This is a genomic window from Sphaerisporangium sp. B11E5, assembly GCF_039871875.1.
Taxonomy (GTDB): Bacteria; Actinomycetota; Actinomycetes; order Streptosporangiales; family Streptosporangiaceae; genus Sphaerisporangium.
Genome location: NZ_JBDPMD010000006.1, coordinates 37063 through 56667 on the forward strand (window position 1 = coordinate 37063; position 19605 = coordinate 56667).

Annotated in this window: 17 protein-coding genes and 2 tRNA genes; 15 read left to right on the top strand and 4 right to left on the bottom strand. The window is 72.2% G+C overall.

What is annotated here, in order from left to right; genetic code table 11:
- Positions 1-67: 67 nt before the first annotated feature.
- Positions 68-1402, top strand: a complete 1335-nt coding sequence (locus ABGB17_RS08030; RefSeq protein ID WP_347627178.1) for an amidohydrolase family protein — start codon at positions 68-70, stop codon at positions 1400-1402.
- A 25-nt stretch (positions 1403-1427) separates the two neighbouring features.
- Here the strand turns inward: ABGB17_RS08030 and ABGB17_RS08035 are convergent, their stop codons facing one another.
- Together ABGB17_RS08035 and ABGB17_RS08040 are read right to left on the bottom strand one after the other, a co-directional pair.
- A complete protein-coding gene (locus ABGB17_RS08035; protein ID WP_347627179.1) occupies positions 1428-2177 on the bottom strand; it encodes a hypothetical protein in 750 nt (249 codons plus the stop codon).
- 328 nt (positions 2178-2505) lie between these two features.
- On the bottom strand, positions 2506-3399 hold the full coding sequence (locus tag ABGB17_RS08040) for a GerMN domain-containing protein (RefSeq protein ID WP_347627180.1): 894 nt from the start codon (positions 3397-3399) through the stop codon (positions 2506-2508).
- Between the two features lie 256 nt (positions 3400-3655).
- On the opposite strand from ABGB17_RS08040, the gene ABGB17_RS08045 reads away from it, so the two are divergent.
- The 6 genes from ABGB17_RS08045 to ABGB17_RS08070 all read left to right on the top strand — a co-directional run bounded on the left by ABGB17_RS08045 (position 3656) and on the right by ABGB17_RS08070 (position 8770).
- A complete protein-coding gene (locus tag ABGB17_RS08045; protein ID WP_347627181.1) occupies positions 3656-4090 on the top strand; it encodes a hypothetical protein in 435 nt (144 codons plus the stop codon).
- A gap of 100 nt (positions 4091-4190) precedes the next feature.
- Entirely contained in the window at positions 4191-5204 is a 1014-nt protein-coding gene (locus ABGB17_RS08050) for a zinc-dependent alcohol dehydrogenase (RefSeq protein WP_347627182.1), read from the top strand.
- 102 nt (positions 5205-5306) lie between these two features.
- Positions 5307-6356: a class I fructose-bisphosphate aldolase gene (locus tag ABGB17_RS08055; protein ID WP_347627183.1), complete on the top strand. Its 1050-nt coding sequence runs from the start codon at positions 5307-5309 to the stop codon at positions 6354-6356.
- A gap of 146 nt (positions 6357-6502) precedes the next feature.
- Positions 6503-8002: a carboxylesterase family protein gene (locus tag ABGB17_RS08060; protein ID WP_347627184.1), complete on the top strand. Its 1500-nt coding sequence runs from the start codon at positions 6503-6505 to the stop codon at positions 8000-8002.
- A 16-nt stretch (positions 8003-8018) separates the two neighbouring features.
- Complete coding sequence (locus tag ABGB17_RS08065) at positions 8019-8285, top strand: PLD nuclease N-terminal domain-containing protein (RefSeq protein WP_347627185.1); 267 nt, start codon at positions 8019-8021, stop codon at positions 8283-8285.
- Between the two features lie 206 nt (positions 8286-8491).
- Entirely contained in the window at positions 8492-8770 is a 279-nt protein-coding gene (locus tag ABGB17_RS08070; RefSeq protein ID WP_347627186.1) for a hypothetical protein, read from the top strand.
- A 342-nt stretch (positions 8771-9112) separates the two neighbouring features.
- On the opposite strand, the gene ABGB17_RS08075 is transcribed toward ABGB17_RS08070, so the two are convergent.
- Together ABGB17_RS08075 and ABGB17_RS08080 are read right to left on the bottom strand one after the other, a co-directional pair.
- Positions 9113-9187: transfer RNA gene (locus tag ABGB17_RS08075), tRNA-Val, on the bottom strand.
- A 20-nt stretch (positions 9188-9207) separates the two neighbouring features.
- A tRNA-Gly gene (locus ABGB17_RS08080) sits at positions 9208-9280 on the bottom strand.
- 281 nt (positions 9281-9561) lie between these two features.
- Between ABGB17_RS08080 and ABGB17_RS08085 the strand changes: the two genes are divergently transcribed.
- The 8 genes from ABGB17_RS08085 to ABGB17_RS08120 all read left to right on the top strand — a co-directional run bounded on the left by ABGB17_RS08085 (position 9562) and on the right by ABGB17_RS08120 (position 19505).
- The gene (locus tag ABGB17_RS08085; protein ID WP_347627187.1) at positions 9562-9837 is read left to right on the top strand and encodes a hypothetical protein; all 276 of its coding nucleotides are present in this window, start codon (positions 9562-9564) and stop codon (positions 9835-9837) included.
- Between the two features lie 18 nt (positions 9838-9855).
- A complete protein-coding gene (gene glmS, locus ABGB17_RS08090; RefSeq protein ID WP_347627188.1) occupies positions 9856-11676 on the top strand; it encodes a glutamine--fructose-6-phosphate transaminase (isomerizing) in 1821 nt (606 codons plus the stop codon).
- A gap of 163 nt (positions 11677-11839) precedes the next feature.
- Entirely contained in the window at positions 11840-12862 is a 1023-nt protein-coding gene (locus ABGB17_RS08095; RefSeq protein WP_347627189.1) for a LacI family DNA-binding transcriptional regulator, read from the top strand.
- A 1-nt stretch (position 12863) separates the two neighbouring features.
- Entirely contained in the window at positions 12864-14249 is a 1386-nt protein-coding gene (locus ABGB17_RS08100) for an extracellular solute-binding protein (protein ID WP_347627190.1), read from the top strand.
- Positions 14249-15235, top strand: coding sequence for a sugar ABC transporter permease (locus ABGB17_RS08105; protein ID WP_347627191.1), 987 nt, complete (start codon positions 14249-14251; stop codon positions 15233-15235). Before ABGB17_RS08100 ends, ABGB17_RS08105 begins: the two co-directional genes overlap by 1 nt.
- Before the next feature lie 11 nt (positions 15236-15246).
- Complete coding sequence (locus tag ABGB17_RS08110; RefSeq protein ID WP_347627192.1) at positions 15247-16062, top strand: carbohydrate ABC transporter permease; 816 nt, start codon at positions 15247-15249, stop codon at positions 16060-16062.
- 32 nt (positions 16063-16094) lie between these two features.
- The gene (locus ABGB17_RS08115) at positions 16095-17618 is read left to right on the top strand and encodes a glucoamylase family protein (protein ID WP_347627193.1); all 1524 of its coding nucleotides are present in this window, start codon (positions 16095-16097) and stop codon (positions 17616-17618) included.
- A 51-nt stretch (positions 17619-17669) separates the two neighbouring features.
- Positions 17670-19505 (top strand): hypothetical protein, encoded by a 1836-nt coding sequence (locus ABGB17_RS08120; protein ID WP_347627194.1) that lies wholly within the window; start codon positions 17670-17672, stop codon positions 19503-19505.
- Positions 19506-19605: the final 100 nt, after the last annotated feature.

A 19605-nucleotide genomic window follows, 5' to 3' on the forward strand; every position in this document is an offset into this window, starting at 1 on the left:
TGGGTGGTGAGGCGAGCCGGGGTACCTTGCTCGGCGTAGCCCACGTCCCGACGCACGGGGGAGCGCCATGCCCGCCGACCGCCTGCTGCTTCGCGGCGCCACCGTCATCGACACCGAGCCCGAGCCGCACGCCCGGCACGGCGTGGACGTGCTCGTCGAGGACGGCCGGATCGCCGCCGTCGGCCCCGGCCTGCCGTCCGCCGGCGCCGCCGTGCTGGACTGCTCCGCGCGCATCGTGCTGCCCGGCTTCGTGGACGCCCACCGGCACCTGTGGCAGACCGTGCTGCGCGGCATCGCCCCCGACGCCGGGCTGATGGACTACGTGTCCCTGGTGCAGCGCCGCCTCGCCCGCCGCGTCACCCCCGAGGACGTGCGCGCCGCCACCCTGGCCGGCGCGCTGGAGTGCCTCGACGGCGGCATCACCACCGTGCAGGACTACTCCGACATCCAGCAGTCACCCGACCACACCGAGGCGGTTCTGTCGGCGCTGCGCGAGTCCGGCGTGCGCGCCGTGTTCGGCTACGGCTACCCCCTGTTCGGCCCCGGCGGCGGCCGTCCCGGCGTCCGCGACCCCGCCGAGGTGCGCCGCGTCCGCGCCGCCCACTTCCCCGGCGACACGTCCCTGCTGCGCATGGTGCTGGCGCCGCGCGGCCCGTCGTACAGCCCGCTGGAGACGGTGCGCGAGGACTGGCTCCTGGCCCGCGACCTCGGCCTCCGCATCGCCGTCCACGTCGCCAGCGGCCCCCTCGCCGAACACCCCGTCGCCACCCTGCGCGACCACGACCTGCTGGCCCCCGGCACCCTCTACGTGCACGGCAACTCGCTGCCCGGCCACGAGCTGCGCCTCATCGCCGGCTCGGGCGGCGCGGTCGCCGTCGCCCCCGGCGTCGAGGCCCAGATGGGCCACGGCCCACCGGTGATCACCCGGCTGCGCGAGGCCAAGGTCACCACCGCCCTCGGCGCCGACGTCGTCACCTCGTCCCCCGGCGACATGTTCTCGCTGATGCGCGCGGCCCTGCTCACCGCCCGCCTGGAACACGCCGGCCGGGAGGGGGACACCCCCCGCCCGGCCGCCGCCGACATCCTCCGCATGGCCACCCTGGACGGCGCCGCCGCCCTCGGCCTGGACGACCAGGTGGGCTCGCTGCGCCCCGGCAAACACGCCGACCTGGTCCTCCTGCGCACCGACGCCGTCAACCTCTCCGGCGCCCGCCACGACCCCGTCGCCACCGTCGTCACCGCCGCCCACCCCGGCAACGTCGACACCGTCCTCGTCGCCGGCACCGTGGTGAAACGCGACGGCCGCCTCCTCACCCCGCACACCCCCGCCACGACCGCCGCCCACCACGCCGCGGATCGCCTGTCCGCGTCCCTCAGGGAACTCGGGGAACCGGCGCGATGACCGCGCCGCGCCGCCCCGGGCCCGCTCAGACGCGGCCCGCGCCGATCCTCTTCAGCCACTGGTCGCAGTTGCCGCACGCCTTGCGCGCCTGCCACTTGCCGTCGGACCAGTTGTAGGTCTCGGCGTGGAAGAACAGCTTCCCGCGCGGGATCTGGCTCAGCCGTGTGTGGGTGGAGCCCAGCAGGTACTTGTTCATCGCGTCCACCTCGGCGCACGCGTCCGTGTCCCAGTCCTCGCGCTGCTTCGTCCAGGCGACGAGTTCCGCCATGAGCGGGTGCTGCTGCTGGGCGCGGGTGTAGCCGCCGCTGTGACCGACGTGGGTGACGCCCCCGACCGTGTCGGCCATCCCGACGACCACGGTGCCGATCTTGTCGCCCACGCCGCTGTAGCCGTGACGCGTCTGGACGGCCACTTCGCGCGCACTCTGGATCATCCGGTCCGTGGCCTTCTGCGCGGCCGCCGCGTTCGCCGCCTGGACCTCCGCGTCGTGCTTGTCCGAGTAGAACAGGAAACCGCCGTAGTCGTTGGCGAGCAGCCACTCGACGAACTGGGCGCGCGCCGTGCCCTCCGGGACCTTCTTGACCTTGACGGCGGTCTCCAGGGCCCGCAACCGCTGCTCCACCGCCTCGGCGTACGGCTTGACCTCGTCCCTGATCGTCAGCGGCTTGATGTACCTGGCCAGATCGGTACGCGCCTGGTACGCCCAGTCCCCGATCCCGGTGGCAGGCACCAGCTCCTCGAAGGGATTGTGCGTGGTGTGCGTCTGCTCGGCCATCTCGCCCTCGTTTCCACTTGTTTTCGAAGCCCGGCCAAGCCTGTCGTCCTCCGATTGACGGGCGATTGGCAAACAATGGTGGAAAAGTCGGAGCCCAACCCCAGGTGAGAGCGGCTTTCCGGCCCGCCGGGACGCGGCGGGCCGTAATCGGTGATATGTCGCCAAGCGATCCGGAAACGGCCCCGCGACGGTCCGTCGCGAAGGAGGCCGAAAAGGTTTTCCGGCGCGGCGGTGACGGGTTTCCACCGGTCGCCGGAAACGACGGGCGACGCCGTCGGAACGGGCCCGGACGGCGGATCGCCGTCCGGGCCCCGCCACACGGCGCCGGCTACGGCTCCAGGGTTTCCGGGATGGAGTCGGACGGCCCGTAGGGGTGCTGTGTGCGGCCGGCGGCGTCGTATATCTTGACCCACCTGATGGACGGGAACTGCTTGAGCGTCGGCCCGATCAGGTCGGCGACGGTGAAGGCGGCACCTCCGCTGCCGACGTCGCCTGTCAGGTAGACCCTGGCGACCCCCCTCTTGACGGTGAGCTTGCTGAAGCCCGTGGCCTTGGAGGAGACGAAGCGCAGCCCCTGCGCCTTCTCGGCCTGGGTGGGCCCGGCGAACAGCCGCTGCAGGGCGCCGTACGCGGTGGCCGGCGGGATGACCGGCCGCCGCACCGCGGTGGTGTACGGCATGTGCCCGGTGGTGTAGCGGGCGGTGTCCATGAAGTAGTCGCGTACCGGAACGGTGCGGTAGCGAGTGGTGATGTCCACCACGACGAGATCGGACCGGGTGAGTTTGTAGATCCGGTACGGCACCCGCTTGGCCAGGCCGACGCCGAAGGTGAGCGTGGTGTGGCGGGAGCCCGCGGAGACCACCTGGATGACCCCGGGCAGCGGGTAGGTGCGGCGCGCCGCGCCGTAGGCCGGACCGCCGTGCGCGCCTTCGTCGCCGGCCCTCGCGAAACGCACCCGCAGCAGGGCGTCGCCCACCACGCCGACGGTGCGCCCGGAGCCCTCGTCGACGAGCCGGGAGACGTAATCTGCCCGCACCCACGCGGGGACGCCGCCGCGGAACCGGAACACGAGGCGGTCCAGACCGGGATAGTGGGCGGCGCGGATGCCGACCAGTGTGGGCACCTGGGCGACCTGGGCCGCCTGCGCCGGTAACGCCGCCGGCACGGTCACGGCGACGGCCATGGCGGTGCCGGTGATGAGATGACGGATCGGGAACATCATGATCATCTTCTTCCCCGAGACACTTTGACACGAGCGTCGCGCGCGCCGGGGAAGGGCGGCAGGGCCGAACGTCCGGACCTCGCGGCCCGTCCGGCCCTCCGGCGGGGCCGCGCGGCCGGGACCGGCCGGCCGCGGAAGCGGGGCACAACGCCGGGCGGCCCGGGCCCTTCGGCACTGCCGCCCGGACCCGTCCCGTACGACCGTGGAGCCAAAGCCCTCACCTGAGTGGCCCCGGAGGGGAAGGAGGCTCGGTGTCATGAGGCTGACCTGGAAGGACGCGGTCACGACGATCTGCGCCGCGGCCGTGGTCGCGGTCTACGTCTGCTACCTGGAGGGGGTGGCTCTGGCCTTCGTCTCAGGTGTCAGGTGGACCGCCGGTGCCGTCCTCGTCCTCGGCACCGTGGGCGGCTGCGCGCTCGGCTCGGCCGGTGACCTGACCGGGAGGACGGCCACGGCCGCGACGCGGGCCTACAACGTGGTCGCGACCGCGCTCGGCGTCACGGCGCTGATCGCGGCGGTGGCCGCCCTGATCACCGCGAACGAGGTCGCGCTCGCCGTGCTGGTCTACGCCGTGGTCGCGCTGTGGCTGATCGCGACGGTCCGGCACGCCCTGCCCGCCCCGGGCGGCCGGAAGGGGTCCGGCGGACGCGACCTCCTCACTCCCATGGACGGCATGAGGACGACCTACTGACCGCCGGAGGCGGGACCGGTGCGGGCGCCCGCACCGGTCCCGCCGCACAGGACGTGCACAAAAGACGCGCCGGACACGGCAGAGACGACAGGAGACGGTCATGAAGGCAGCAGTGGTCACCGGATTCGACAAGCCGCTGGAGATCCGGGACATGCCGATCCCGCGGCCAGGGCCCGGCCAGGTGCTGGTGCGGATGAAGGCGTCGGGGCTGTGCCACACCGACATCCACGCCGCCCGCGGGGACTGGCCGGTCAAGCCGAGGCCGCCGTTCGTCCCCGGCCACGAGGGAGTCGGCACGGTCGAAAGGACCGGCGACGGCGTGCCGGAGGAGTGGCTGGGCACGAGGGTCGCGATCCCGTGGCTCGGATCGGCGTGCGGACGCTGCCGGTACTGCGTCTCGGGACGGGAGACGTTGTGCGAGAGCCAGATCAACAGCGGTTACTCCGTCGACGGCGCCTACGCCGAGTACGCCGTCGCCTACGTCAACGGCGTGGTGGAGGTGCCGGACGGGGTGTCCTCCTTCGACGCGGCGCCGCTGACGTGCGCCGGGGTCACCACCTACAAGGCGATCAAGGTGGCGGGCGTCACGCCGGCCGAGCGGGTCGCGGTGTTCGGGGTCGGCGGCCTCGGGCACCTGGCGGTGCAGTACGCGCGGCTGGTCGGCGGTTTCGTCACCGCCGTCGACATCGAGCAGGACAAGCTCCACATGGCCGAGAAGCTCGGCGCGGACCAGGTCGTCGACGCCCGCGCCGCCGACCCGGTGAAGGAGATCCGCCAGGCCGGCGGCGCGGATGTGGCGGTGGTCCTGACGGCCTCGGCCGAGCCGTTCGAGCAGGCGTACCGGTCGTTGCGGCGCGGCGGCCGCCTGGTGTGCGTGGGACTGCCCGCGGGCGACGCCGCCATCCGGGTGCCGATCTTCGAGACCGTGCTGGGCGGGATCTCCGTCATCGGGTCGATCGTCGGGACCCGGCAGGACCTGGCGGAGGTGTTCGCGCTGCACGCGGCGGGCCGTACCCAGGTGAACGCCGAGCCGCGCGTCCTCGAGGACGTCAACGCCTGCTTCGACGAGGTGCTGAGCGGCCACGTCGCCGCCCGGCTGGTGTTCCAGTTCTGACCGATTCCACAGGCCGCCGGCGGGTCCGGCCCTGTGGCGGCGTCCGCCTCCGCGAGCACGGCGTGCCCGCGGGAGGCGTACGCACGGGAAAAGGAGACGCTGATGGATCTGAAGGAACTGCTGGGCGAGGAGGCCGCCTCGCTGCTCGACCACGAGTGCGTGACCGTCCCGCGCGACTGGCTGGTCCCGCCCGGCCCGGACTTCGTCGACCGCGTCCTGGCCGGCACCGACCGGACGCCTGCTGTGCTGCGCAACCTGCAGCATGTCGTCGACCACGGCCGGCTGGGCGGCACCGGGTACCTGTCGATCCTGCCGGTCGACCAGGGGGTGGAGCACTCGGCGGCGGCGTCGTTCGCGCCCAACCCCCGCTGTCTCGACCCGATGGCGCTGTGCGAACTTGCCGTCGAAGGCGGATGCAGCGCCATCGCCTCCACCCTCGGCGTCCTCGGCATGACCTCCCGCCGGTACGCCCACAAGATCCCGTACATCGTCAAGCTCAACCACAACGAACTGCTGACCTACCCCAACCGCTACGACCAGGTGATGTACGCCTCGGCGAGGCAGGCGTTCGACCTCGGCGCGGTCGCGGTCGGCGCCACGGTCTACTTCGGCGCCGCCGAGAGCTCACGGCAACTCCAGGAGGTCCGGCAGGCGTTCCAGGCCGCACACGAACTCGGCATGTTCACCGTGCTGTGGGCCTACCTGCGCAACCCCGCCTTCAAGAAGGACGGCGTGGACCACCACCTCAGCGCCGACCTGACCGGACAGGCCAACCACCTGGCCGCCACGGTCGAGGCCGACATCGTCAAGCAGAAGCAGCCCGAGACCAACGGCGGTTTCCGTGCCATCGGTTTCGGCAAGACCCACGACCTCGTGTACGACGCACTCACCAGCGACCACCCGATCGACCTCACGCGCTGGCAGGTGGCCAACTGCTACATGGGCCGGGTAGGGCTGATCAACTCCGGCGGCTCCTCCTCCGGCGCCGCAGACCTGGCGCGAGCCGTGCGCACCGCCGTCATCAACAAGCGTGCCGGCGGAATGGGCCTGATCGTCGGCCGCAAGGCCTTCCAGCGCCCCACGGACGAGGGCGTCGCCCTCATCCACGCCGTCCAGGACGTCTACCTCGACGACACCGTCACCCTCGCCTGAACCCGGCACCACGCCCCGCGTGCGCGGTCCCCGGGGACGGGAGGTCGTGCCCGGCGGCCGGTGACCTCGGGCACCGCACGCGCCGCGCGGGGCCGGCCGGGCCGAGGGCGAGCCACCGGCGCCGATGCGCGGAAGGAGAAGACAACATGGTGAACACGGCGGTCGTCAGGACCCGGTACGGCAGGTTGAGAGGGAGCCGCACCGAGGGGGTGTACTCGTTCAAGGGCGTCCCCTACGCGGCGCCGCCGTTCGGCGCCGGCCGGTTCCGGCCGCCGCGGCCGGTGCGGCCGTGGGACGGCGTGCGCGACGCCTTGGCCTTCGGTCCCGAGGCGCCGCAGCCACGTCCCCTCGATCCGCGGATCGAGGGACTCGTCCCCGACCCGGCGGTTCCTGGGGAGGACTGCCTGAACCTCAACATCTGGACACCCGAGACAGGCGCGGCCGGCCTGCCGGTCATGGTGTGGATCCCCGGCGGCATGTTCGAGGCCGGGTCCGGGGCGTCGTACGACGGCAGCCGCTTCGCGCGGGACGGCGTCGTGTGCGTGACCGTCAACTACCGGCTCGGCGCCGACGGTTTCCTGTACCTGGGAGAGGGAAGCGCCAACCTCGGCCTGCTCGACCAGCTCGCCGCCCTGGAGTGGGTCCGGGACGACATCGCCGCCTTCGGCGGTGATCCCGGCAACGTCACCGTCTTCGGCGAGTCGGCAGGCGCCATGAGCGTGGGCACGCTGTTGTCGATGCCGCGCGCCGCGGGGCTGTTCCGGCGGGCCATCACCCAGAGCGGCGCGGCCCACACCGTCATGACGGCGTCCACCGCGCGCCTGGTCGGTGAGCGGCTCGCCGAACGGCTCGGCGTCGAGGCGACCCTGGAGGCGATCGCGGCCGTCCCCGTCGGCCGCCTGCTCACGGCGCAGGCCGACCTCAAGGCCGCGCTCGCCGCCCGCCCCGACCCGGAGCGCTGGGGCAGCGAAGTCGTGGCCACCACCATGCCGTGGCAGCCGGTGGTCGACGGGGACAGCGTCCCGGCGCCGCCGATCGAGCGCATCGCCGCCGGTGCCGCCGCGGACGTCGATCTCATGGTCGGGACCAACACCGACGAGTGGAGACTCTTCCTGGTCCTGTCCGGCGCGATCGGGCAGGTCACCGACGACGCTCTGGCGGCGGCCACGGCAGCCTGCGGCCTTCCGGCCCACGCGCCTGCGGCCTACCGCGCCGCGTGTCCAGGCGCCGGTCCCGGCGACCTGCTCGCGGCCGTCCAGACCGACTGGTGGATGCGCGTCCCGGCCATCCGCCTGGCCGACGCGCACGCGGCGGCCCCCTCGGCCACCTTCATGTACGAGTTCGCCTGGCCCTCGCCCGAGTTCGGCGGGCTCCTCGGCGCGTGCCACGCGCTGGAGATCCCCTTCGTCTTCGACACCCTGGACCCCGCGCTCAAGCCGTTCATGGGACCGCTCCTCGGGACGCGCCCTCCGCAGCGGCTCGCCGACCTCATGCACGCCTCCTGGACCGCGTTCGCCGCCAAAGGAGAGAGCGGCTGGCCGGAGTACGACCTCGCCCGCAGGGCGACCATGCGTTTCGACACGACCTCAGAAGTCGTCGACGACCCCAGATCCCACGAGCGTGCCCTGTGGGCAGGGGTCCGCTGACAGAAAGGCAGGACTCATGAACACCATGACCGAGAACGCCACCCGGTGCGGCGGGAACCGCAAGCGCTGGTCGGACCTCACCGAGGCGCAGAAAACGGCCGTCTTGGTCGCCGCCTCCACCGAACTCGCGCTCACCGCGACCGCCGCCGTGGACCTGTTCCGCCGCCCCCAGCGCCGCCTCCGGGGAAGCAAGGCACTGTGGTGGCCGATCCTCGCCATCCAGCCCTTCGGCCCGATCGCCTACCTCACCCTGGCCAGAAGACCCCGGCAATCGCCCGCCTGACCCGAGACGCTCGCCCCCGCCGTACGCGAGACGGTGGCGCGCGGGTTTCGCACCCCACCCCCGGCCGGCCGGGAAGGGGTGAGGGTGGAGTTGCGGCGCCATGACCATCCGCCGGCCCCTGACCGGCTCGTCCTGTTCACCGAGGCCGTCGTCGTGATCGCCCTCACCCTGCTGATCCTCCCCCTGGTGGAGATGGTTCCGGAGGCGTGGGCCGCCCGGCGGCCGAGGTGGTGCGTGAGCACTGGCCGCAGATCTTCGGCTTCGTGCTGAGCTTCGTGGTCATGACCCCGGACGCGGTGGTCGCGGAGAACCCGATCCCGCCGCGCGTCGTCAGGGCCGCCTTCACGGCCACGGCCCTCCTCGTCCTGGCTTTCGTGCTCGCGGTGACGCTCCCTGGCGTCGGCTACCACGCACTGCTCGTCCGGCTGCTCACCGGTCCGCTGACCCGGTGGTGGGGACGGATCGCCGCACGTTCTCACGGCTGAACCGCACTCGTGCCCGCCGAGAGCCCTGGGATCGCGGGTAGCGCGGGAAGCTGCGGGAGTGTGAAACCGAGCCGACGTAGGCGGCCCATCACCTCCTCGAGGGTCCGGCCGGTCTGCACGGCCCCCGCGACCACGGTCCAGATCGGCGCCGGCGCATCATGCTGGAGCCACCATTCGTATTCATGATGACGGCGGTTCACCATCATCTCGGGCGGTGGGAGCGCGGCGAGTTCGCGGCTGATGAGAACGACCCGGTGGAAGGCGCCGGCTCGTGCGACCCTGTGGAGGCGCCGGCCCTTGGTTCTGCCTCAACGACGGATAGAGCTTGAGCCTGGGAAACGATGGTGGGCGATACTGGGATTGAACCAGTGGCCTCTACCGTGTCAAGGTAGCGCTCTCCCACTGAGCTAATCGCCCCGGGTGGATCGGGTAATCAGAGCGGACGACGGGATTCGAACCCGCGACCCTCACCTTGGCAAGGTGATGCTCTACCAGCTGAGCCACGTCCGCGTGTGCGTCGAGGTCGGGCGGGTGGCCCTTCGACGCGAGTCCTACTTTACCGGATGGAACAGGTGCGATCTCCGTCCGGTGATGGGTCGACTCTAGCGGGTTCTCGGCGTGTGTGGGGCCATGGTTGCGGGGTGGAATCCTGGGTAGCGCGGGGGCAGGTCTTGGCGGGGCTCGGCCAGGGAGTCGCATGGGTGAGGTGAGGGTGAGTTCTGGCGTTGTCCTGCCCGAATTCGGGCAGGAATCTTGGCGTGGTCGTGCGTTCATGCGTAAAGTCCTGGCCTGTGTCCACGGCACGACAGTCCTATGAGGACCTGATCGCGCACCTGACCCGGACGACGTCACTCGGGCCGGGTGAGGCTGCGCGCGTCGTGGCGGAGGTCGTGGCTTACTTCTCGGAGTCGACCGAGGAGTACGTGCGGCGCCGTCACGGTGAGATGAAGGCCCAGGGGCTCACCAACGAGCGGATCTTTCCCGGCATCGCCGCGGAGCTGTCCGCCCGGCGGGTCGCGGCACCGGAGCTGTCGCTGCGGCAACTGCGCCGCATCGTCTACGGGTAGCGCCAAGGAGATCGAGATATGTGTGGAATCGTGGCGTACGTCGGGCCGAAGGACGCGGCGCCGATCCTGCTGGAAGGGTTGCAGCGCCTGGAGTACCGCGGCTACGACTCCGCCGGTCTCGTGGTGAGCAACCGGGGCCTCAAGGTGCGCAAGGTCAAGGGCCGGGTCGCCGACCTCGCGGCGGCGGTGCCCGCCCGGTTCAAGGGCGGGTCCGGCATCGGCCACACCCGCTGGGCGACCCACGGCGTGCCCAACGACGTCAACGCCCACCCCCACCTCGACAACGCCGAGCGCATCGCGGTCGTCCACAACGGCATCATCGAGAACGCCGACGAGCTGCGCGCCAAGCTGATCGCCGACGGCGCGGTCTTCGTGTCGGAGACCGACACCGAGGTGCTCGCCCACCTGTTCGCCCGCACCGTGCAGGACGCCGACTCCCTGGAGGAGGCCGTGCGCCGTGCCCTGAAGAGCATCGTCGGCACCTACGGCATCGCGGTGCTGGACGCGCAGCGGCCCGGCGAGATCGTGGTGGCCCGCAACGGAAGCCCCATCGTGCTCGGCATCGGCGAGAAGGAGATGTTCTGCGCCTCCGACGTCGCCGCCCTGGTCCGCTACACCCGCCAGGTGGTGCATCTCGAGGACGGCGAGCTGGCCGTGCTCAAGGCCGACGGGTTCCGCACGTTCACCATGGACGCCCGCGCCACCTCCAAGGAGCCGCTGACCGTCGACTGGGACGCCGGCCACTACGACACCGGCGGCTTCGAGCACTACCTGCTCAAGGAGATCTCCGACCAGCCCGAGTCGGTGGCCCGCACCCTGCGCGGGCGGCTGGACGACCGTTTCCACATCGCCCATCTCGGCGGCCTCAACCTGGACGCCCGGGAGACCCGGGCGTTCCGCCGCGTGAAGATCATCGGCTGTGGTTCCGCCTACTACGCCGGGCAGATCGGCGCCCAGCTCATCGAGGAGCTGGCCCGCATCCCCGCCGACGCCGAGCCGGCCTCGGAGTTCCGGTACCGCAGCCCGGTCGTCGAGCACGACACGCTGTACGTCGCGGTCAGCCAGTCCGGCGAGACCTACGACACCCTCGCCGCGGTGCAGGAGCTGAAGCGCAAGGGCGGCCGGGTGCTCGGCGTCGTCAACGCCGTCGGCAGCGCCATCGCCCGCGAGGTGGACGGCGGCGTCTACCTGCACGCGGGCCCGGAGGTGTCGGTGGCGTCCACCAAGGCGTTCACCTCCACGGCCGTCGCGTTCGCCCTGATGGCGCTGCACTTCGGCCGCATCCACGACCTGTCCCCGGCGGACGGGCGGCGCATCGTGCAGGGCCTGCGCAAGCTGCCCGACCAGATCCAGGAGATCGTCAAGCAGAGCGACGCCATCGAGGCGCTGGCCCGCAAGTACGCCACCAGCCCCGGCATGATGTTCGTCGGCCGGGTGCGCGGCTACCCCGTGGCCCGCGAGGGCGCGCAGAAGCTGAAGGAGATCTCGTACGTGCACGCCGAGGCGTACCCTGCGAGCGAGCTGAAGCACGGCCCGCTGGCGCTGATCGGCCCGGAGATGCCGACGGTCGCGGTGGTGCCGGACGACGAGCTGCTGGACAAGAACCTCACCACGCTCGGCGAGATCCGGGCCCGGGGCGGCAGGGTGCTCATGGTCGGCCACCGCGTGCCGGACGGCGGCCTCGCCGAGGACGTCATCGTGGTGCCGAAGAACGAGGTCGAGCTGGACCCGATCCTGCTCGGCATCCCGCTGCAACTCCTGGCCTACCACGCCGCGGTCGCCCTGGAGCGCGACGTGGACAAGCCCCGCAACCTCGCCAAGAGCGTCACCGTCGAGTAGCCCTCGCCCAGGCACGGCTCGCGCCGCCGGCGCGAGCCGTGCCAGCGGTTGTTGTGCGATGTTGTTTACATTCCGGTGACGCGGGCATGGTGCCTGGCACTGTAAGCGCTTCCACCGCTTTCCTCGTCTTCTGCGATGTAAGCGCTTACAGCCAGGAGGACGCATGGACGGCCGGGACGCCTCGGTGCCGGGTGGCGTGACGATCTACGAGGTCGCGCGGCGCGCGGGGGTGTCGATCGCCACGGTCTCGCGGGCGTTGCGGGGGACCGGGCCGGTGGCGGGCGCCACCCGCGAGAAGGTCCTGCGCGCCGTCGAGGAGCTGCGCTTCACGCCCAGCCGGGCGGGGGTGAGCCTCGCCGAGGGCAGGCACGCCGCCAACGGCATCGTCTTCCCCAACCTCTCCGGGCCCTACTTCGCCGAGGTTCTCATCGGCTACGAGGAGGTCACCTCCGAGCTCGGCCGTTCGGTCATCATCCTGTCCACCAAGGACCGCGGGCCGGTCAGGGAGCTGGTGCGGGAGCTGGCCGGGCGGGTCGACGGCCTGGCGGTGTTCGGCAGCACGGTCCCCGGCGACGTCGTCGACGAGCTGGTGGCCTCACGCCTGCCCCTGGTGCTCATCTCGCACGCTCCGAGGCCGGGCGCGGCGACCCTGCGCAGCGAGAACGCCGAGGCCGCGCGGGCCGTGGCGACCCACCTGCGCGGCCACGGCCACCGGCGGTTCGCCTTCCTCGGCGCGCCGTACGCGACCGGCGACGACGTGGACGAACGCTGGCAGGGCGTGCGCGCCGTGCTCGGCGACGCCGTCGAGCCGGTGGCCACCGCCGAGTACACCGTCGAGAGCGGCTACCAGGCCGCGCTCGCGCTGCTGGGCGGCGCGGGGCGGCCGGAGGCGGTGATCTGCTCCGACGACGAGGTGGCGCTGGGCGTGATCCTCGCCGCCGAGCGCCTGGGCCTGTCCGTGCCGCACGACGTCGCCGTGACCGGGTGGGACGACATCATGGCCGCGCGCCACGCGCGGCCCGGGCTGACCACCGTGCGCCAGCCCATGAGAGAGCTGGGAGCCCAGGCCGCCCGCGCGCTGGACCGGCTGATCGACGGCGCGGGCCTGGAGCGAAGCCATCGCACTCTCGGCACCGAGCTGATCGTCAGGGACAGCTGCGGGCCGCACCCCCCAGGAGGTCACTGAGTTGACGGCGTACAGGACCACGGCACACAGGACGGCACGCACGACACGAGAGACGCACACGACGGCCGCGTACGGGGCGGCGGCGCCCCCGGCGCACGTCCGGAGGGCACGCGCCCGGGCGGCCGCGCGCGGCACCAGGGCCCTGACCGGGTTGCTGGCCGCCGCGCTGATCGTCCTGCCCGGCTGCGGGCGCGGGACGGGCGGCGCCGCGGAGAAGCCCAAGGACGTGAACACCGCGGCCCCGGTGACCGGCACCCTCGCGGTGTGGGCCATGGGCTCGGAGGGCGAGGCGCTCGCCACCTTCGCCAAGCGGTTCGAGGCCGCCAACCCGGGCCTGAAGGTGACGGTGACGCCCATCGGCTGGGACGTCGCGCACGACAAGATCACCGCCTCGATCGCCGGTCGCGCGACCCCCGACGTCAGCATGATCGGCTCGACCTGGATGGGCGAGCTGGCCAAGACCGGCGCGGTGGACCCGACACCGGGCAACCTGATCGACGAGTCCGCGTTCTTCCCCAGCGCGTGGGACACGGTCGAGGTGAACGGCACGGCCTGGGGCGTCCCCTGGTACGTGGAGACCCGCGTCCTGTACTACCGCAAGGACCTGGCGGCCAAGGCCGGGCTCACCCCTCCGGCCACCTGGGAGCAGACCAAGGCCTTCGCGAAGGGCCTGCAGAAGGCCGGCGCCACGCAGGGCATGAACCTCAACTACACCGTGGGGTCCTGGCAGGAGATCCTCCCGCTGGTCTGGCAGCAGGGCGGCTCGATCACCGGGCCGGACGGCACGTGGACCTTCGACACCCCCGAGATGGTCAAGGCCCTGGCCCAGCAGCAGTCCTACTTCAAGGAGGGCCTGGCCTCCAGCGAGGTCGACCCGGCGTCGTTCCCCGCGAGCTTCTTCAAGGGCAAGGTCGGCGCGTACTTCTCCGGGCCGTGGATGATCGCCGCCATGGAGAAGGACGGCGGCCCCGGCTTCGCCGGGAAGTTCGACGTCGCGCCCTACCCCAAGGGCAGCGCGGGCGGCACGAGCTTCATCGGCGGCAGCGACCTGGTGGTCTTCAAGGACGCCAAGAACAGGGACGCCGCCTGGAAGTTCGTCCAATGGCTCACCGACCCGGCCACGCAGGCCGCCTGGTTCGAGGCCGTCAAGGACCTGCCGGCCGTCCAGGCCGCGTGGCAGCGCCCTGAGCTCAAGGCGGACAAGCGCGTCGCCGTCTTCGGCGAGCAGCTCAAGGACGCCAAGTCGCCCCCGCCCTTCCCGAGCTGGGACCAGATCTCCAAGGTGATCGACCAGGAGGTGGAGAAGGTCGTCCTCGGCCGGTCGACCCCGCAGGAGGCGGCCAAGGCCATCCAGTCGCAGGCCGACGCGGTCGGCACCGGCCTGTGATGGCCGCGGCCCCCGCCCCCGGCCTGGCGCGCCGCGGCCTTCGCGCCGGGCGGGGCACGGGCCGCGGCACACGTGCGCGGGGAACGGCCGCCGGCCGGCCGGCCGCGGGGAACCCGCCGGGGAAGAACGTCCAGGCGTGGATGTTCTCGGCCCCGTTCCTCGCGGTGTTCGCCCTGATGTACGCGTTGCCGCTGCTCGCCGGGCTCGTCATGGGCTTCACCGACATGCGCAGCACCGACGTGCGCGACCCGTTCGCGGTGAACTTCGTCGGCCTGCGCAACTTCGAGCGCCTGTTCCAGGACGACACGATGCGCAAGGCGGCCGCCAACACGCTGTTCTTCGTGGTGACCACCACGCCGCTGACCATCGCGCTGGGCCTGGCGGCGGCCGTCCTGCTGAACTCGGGCATCGGCCGGCTGCGCACGTTCTTCCGGCTCGGCTACTACCTGCCCTACGTCACGAGCATCATCGGCGTCGCCGTGGCCTGGCGGCTGCTGCTCGACCCGCAGGCCGGGCTGGTCAACGACCTGCTCAGGACCGTGGGCGTCGACGGGCCCGCCTGGCTGCTCGACGAGCGCACGGCGCTGCCGGCGCTGGTCGTGATGACGGCGTGGCGCAACTTCGGCTTCGACATGGTCGTCTTCCTCGCCGCGCTGCAGGGCGTGCCGAAGGAGCTGTACGAGGCGGCGGCCGTGGACGGCGCCGGGGCGTGGGCCAGGTTCCGGCGCGTCACGGTGCCGATGCTGCGCCCCGCGCTGCTGTTCTGCAGTGTCTACAGCGCCGCGGGGTTCATGCAGTTCCTGGAGGAGCCCCTGGTGATGACCAGGGGCGGGCCGCTGAACTCGACCCTGTCGGCCTCGCTGGCGATCTTCAACCAGTTCGGGTCCGGCGACTACGGCTACGGCGCGGCGGCGGCGACCGTGCTGTTCACCGTCATCGCCGCGTTCTCGTTCGCCCAGTTCCGATGGCTGCGGCCCGGGAGGTGAGGAGTGTGACCGTGAAGAGGGCACGCGTCGCGGCGCTGTACGCCGCGCTCACGATCGGGCTGGTGGCCGTCGCCGGGCCCTTCCTGTGGACCCTGCTCGGCTCGTTCAAGACCGACGCCGAGTTGCGGCGGGACCCGCCCACCTTCCTGCCCCTGCGGTGGGTCACCGACAACTACGCCATGCTGTTCGAGCGGATGGACGTCGTGCGCGTGACGTTCAACAGCGTCGTCGTGGCGGCCGTCGTGGTGGCCGCCAACCTGCTGTTCTGCTCGATGGTCGCCTACGCGCTCACCAAGCTGCGCTTCTCCGGCGGCCGGGTGATCTTCGGCCTGGTGCTGCTGCAGATGTTCGTGCCCGCCATCGTGCTGCTCATCCCGCAGTTCGTGACGGTGGCGAGCCTCAACCTGGCCGACACCTACGCCGGCATCGTGCTGCCCGGCCTGGTCACCCCGCTCGGGGTCTTCATGATGCGGCAGTTCATGGGGGAGATCCCCGGTGAGCTCGTGGACGCGGCCCGGGTGGACGGCTCGGGGGAGCTGCGCATCTTCTTCCGCATCGTGCTGCCGCTGTGCAAGCCGGTGCTCGCGACCCTCGGCCTGATCACCTTCATGACCTCGTGGAACGGCTTCATCTGGCCGGCGGTGGTCGCCCAGCACAAGGAGATGTACACCCTGCCCGTCGCGCTGGCGAGCCTGTCGGGCCGGGAGGCCGTCCACTACGGGCTGCTGCTGGCCGGAGTGATCGTCGTCATCGCCCCCGTCCTGCTGCTGTTCGTGTTCCTCCAGCGTTACTTCGTCCAGGGCGTGGCCACGGCCGGGCTCAGATGACCCCCCGACAGTTCGAGCGATCTGAGGTGCCCATGCGCAAGAAAATGCTCGCCTGCTTACTCGCCCTGGCCGCCGGGACGGCACCCGTGGTCACGGGCGTCCCCGCCGCCGCGGCCGACTCGCGTGCCTCGGTGCTCCGGCGGTACGCCGCCGACACCTGGCGGTCCATGGCCGCCATGGTGGACCCCGGCACCGGCCTGCCCGCCGACAAGGTGTCCGGCGACCTGTCCACCCGGGCCAGGGTGACCTCGCCGACCAACGCCGGTACCTACCTGTGGAGCACGCTGGCCGCCCGCGACCTGCGGCTGATCGATCGCCGGGAGGCCGCCGCGCGCGCCGGACGTGTGCTCGACGCGATCGCGCGGCTCGACCACGACGCCGCCACCGGGCTGTACTACAACTGGTACGACCCCGCGACGCTGCAGGTGGTGCGGACCTGGCCGGACACCGGCGACCCGGTGCGGCCGTTCGTGTCGAGCGTCGACAACGCCTGGCTGGCCACCGCGCTGACGATGGTCAGGAACGCCGTGCCCGAGCAGTCCGCCAAGGCCGGCGCCCTGCTGTCGCGGATGGACTTCACCGCCTTCTACGACCCGCAGGGCCGGGCGGACGTCGGCACCGGGCTGATGACCGGCGGCTACTGGCCGGAGAAGCCGGAGGGCTGCTCCCAGGAGACCGACTACGCGCACACCGGCACGACGGTGTACTCGACCTGTCACCGCTACGGCGCCATGTCCGAGACCCGCATCGTCAGCTACGTCGCCATCGCGCTCGGCCAGGTGCCCGCCACCCACTACTTCGGGATGTGGCGCACCTTCCCCGGCACCTGTGACTGGGGCTGGTCCGACCAGAAGCCCGAGGGCACCTGGCGGACCCACCGGGGCATCGAGGTCTTCGAGGGCACCTACGGCTACCGCGGCATGCGGTTCGTCCCCACCTGGGGCGGCAGCATGTTCGAGGCCCTGATGGCCGACCTCGTGGTCCCGGAGGAGGTCTGGGGCGCGCGGAGCTGGGGCCGCAACCACCCCGTCTACGTCGCCGCGCAGATCGAGCACGGCATGAAGGAGGCGAAGTACGGCTACTGGGGCTTCTCGCCGTCCGACAACCCGGCCGGGGGCTACCGCGAGTACGGGGTGGACCCCCTCGGCATGGACACCGACGGCTACACCTCCGACCAGGAGCGCACCTCCACCGACCCGGGGTTCGGCGACTGCCGGCCCGCCAAGCCGGAACCCAGCCGGTACGGGGACGGCGTGGTGACGCCGCACGCGTCCTTCCTCGCCCTGCGCTACGCGGCCGGGGAGGCGCTGGACAACCTCGCGCGGCTGCGGGCGGACTTCGACTCCTACGGCCCCGGCGGCTTCTACGACGCCGTGGCCGTGCGCAGCGGCATGGTGGCCAAGGAGTACCTGGCCCTCGACCAAGGGATGGTCATGGCCGCCCTCGGCAACGCCCTCGCCGGCGACGCCATGCGCCGCTACTACACCCGCGGCGGCGCCGAGCGGCTGCTCAAGCCCGTGCTCGGCGAGGAGCAGTGGGCCTCCCGGATGCGCTGACACCGGCGACCGGCCTCGCGGAACCCACCCATCGATCGGGGAGACGACGACATGACCGATTCCGCACGCACCGACTGGCTGGCGCGCATCTACCGGAGGTCGGGCGACGCGAGCGCGGCCGCCGGCGTCGCGCCCGCGCCTCCCGCCGTGCCGCGGGGACTGCGCGCGTCCGCCGGCGCCGGGCACGTCACGCTGGAGTGGGAACCGGTGGAAGGGGCGATCGGCTACCTCGTCCACCGGGGCGAGAGCCCGGACGGGCCGTTCACCAGCACCAAGCCGCCGCACGTGGACGTCGCCGGCGTGCCGGGCACCCGGTACACCGACACGGCGGCCCCCCCGGGCAGGACCGCCCACTACGTCGTGGCCGCCCTCGGCGCGATGGACGTCCACGGCGAGTTCTCGGCCCCGGTCGCGGCGACCCCGCACGACGGCGGGGACCGCGCGGTGGCGATCGGCGTCGACACCGGGCGCGTCACCCGGCCGCTGCCCCGGCCCTGGCGGCCGATGATCGGCTCGGAACACCTGTCGCACATGTTCAGCACCGAGGAGACCGGCGGCCGTCCCATCGGGGCCGAGCTGGCCGGGGCGCTGCGCATGGCCCGCGAGGAACTGGGCGTGCGCGCCGTGCGCGCGCACGCCATCCTCGGCGACGACCTCGGCGTCTACCGCGAGGTGGACGGCGCGCCGGTGCACGACTTCACCGGGGTGGACCGGGTCTACGACACCCTGACCGGTCTCGGCCTGCGTCCGGTCGTGGAGCTGGGCTTCATGCCGCGGGACCTGGCCGCCGACCCGTCCAAGACCGTCTTCGACTACCGGGCGATCATCTCCCCGCCCAAGGACTACGACCGGTGGGGCGACCTGGTGCACGACCTGGTGCGGCACCTGGCCGGCCGCTACGGGTTGGCCGAGCTGGTCGCCGAATGGTCCTTCGAGGTGTGGAACGAGGCCAACCTGGAGGTCTTCTGGAGCGGCACCCCCGAGGAGTACCTCCGGCTGTACGACGTCACCGCCGCGGCGGTGAAGAGCGTGCATCCGGACCTGCGCGTCGGCGGCCCCGCCAGCGCCGCCAACGGCTGGGTGGAGGAGCTCGTCGCGCACACCGTCCGATCGGGCGCGGCGCTCGACTTCGTCTCCACCCACACCTACGGCAACGCGCCGCTGGACTGGCGGCCGGTGCTCGCCCGGTACGGCAGGGCGGGCACGCCGATCTGGTGGACCGAGTGGGGCCCGACGCCGACGCACTTCCACGGCGTCGGCGACGGGCCGTTCGGCGCGGCGTTCGTCCTGCACGGGATGCGGTCGGCGGCGGGGCGGGTGGACGCGCTGTCGCACTGGGTGGCCTCCGATCACTTCGAGGAGCTCGGCCGGCCGCCGCGGCTGTTCCACGGCGGATTCGGCCTGCTCACCGTCGGGAACCTGCGCAAGCCCCGCTATCTCGCGCTCGCCCTGGCCGAGCGGCTCGGCGACCACGAGCTGGCCGTGGCGGTCACCGGCGACGCGGGCGGGGTGGAGACGTGGGCGGCCCGGCACGACGACGGCCGTGTCGGGGCGCTGCTGTGGAACGGCACGCTCGACCACGCCAAGGCCGGCGGTGCCCCGCTTCTCGGCCGGCGGGTCACCCTCACCCTCGCCGGGCTCGCCGACGGCGAGTACGTCCTGACCCACCACCGGATCGACGGCGGGCACTCCGACATCGAGGGGGTGTGGGCGTCCATGGGCGGCGGCGACTGGCCGTCCGAGGACCAGTGGGCCGAGCTGCGGGCCCGCAACACGCTCGACGAGCTCCACCCTCCGGCCGTGGTGCGGGCCGAGCGCGGCACCGTCACCACCGCCTTCGAGCTCCCCATGCCCGCGGTCTCCTACGTCGAGGCCCGCCCCCGCTGACGCCGCCTCGGCGTCCGGGCGTGCCGTCGCCGCCGGTAGCGTGACCGGATCGGCACGCCGTGTGACGGCCTGCATCACAAATCGGGCAAAACTCTGGTAT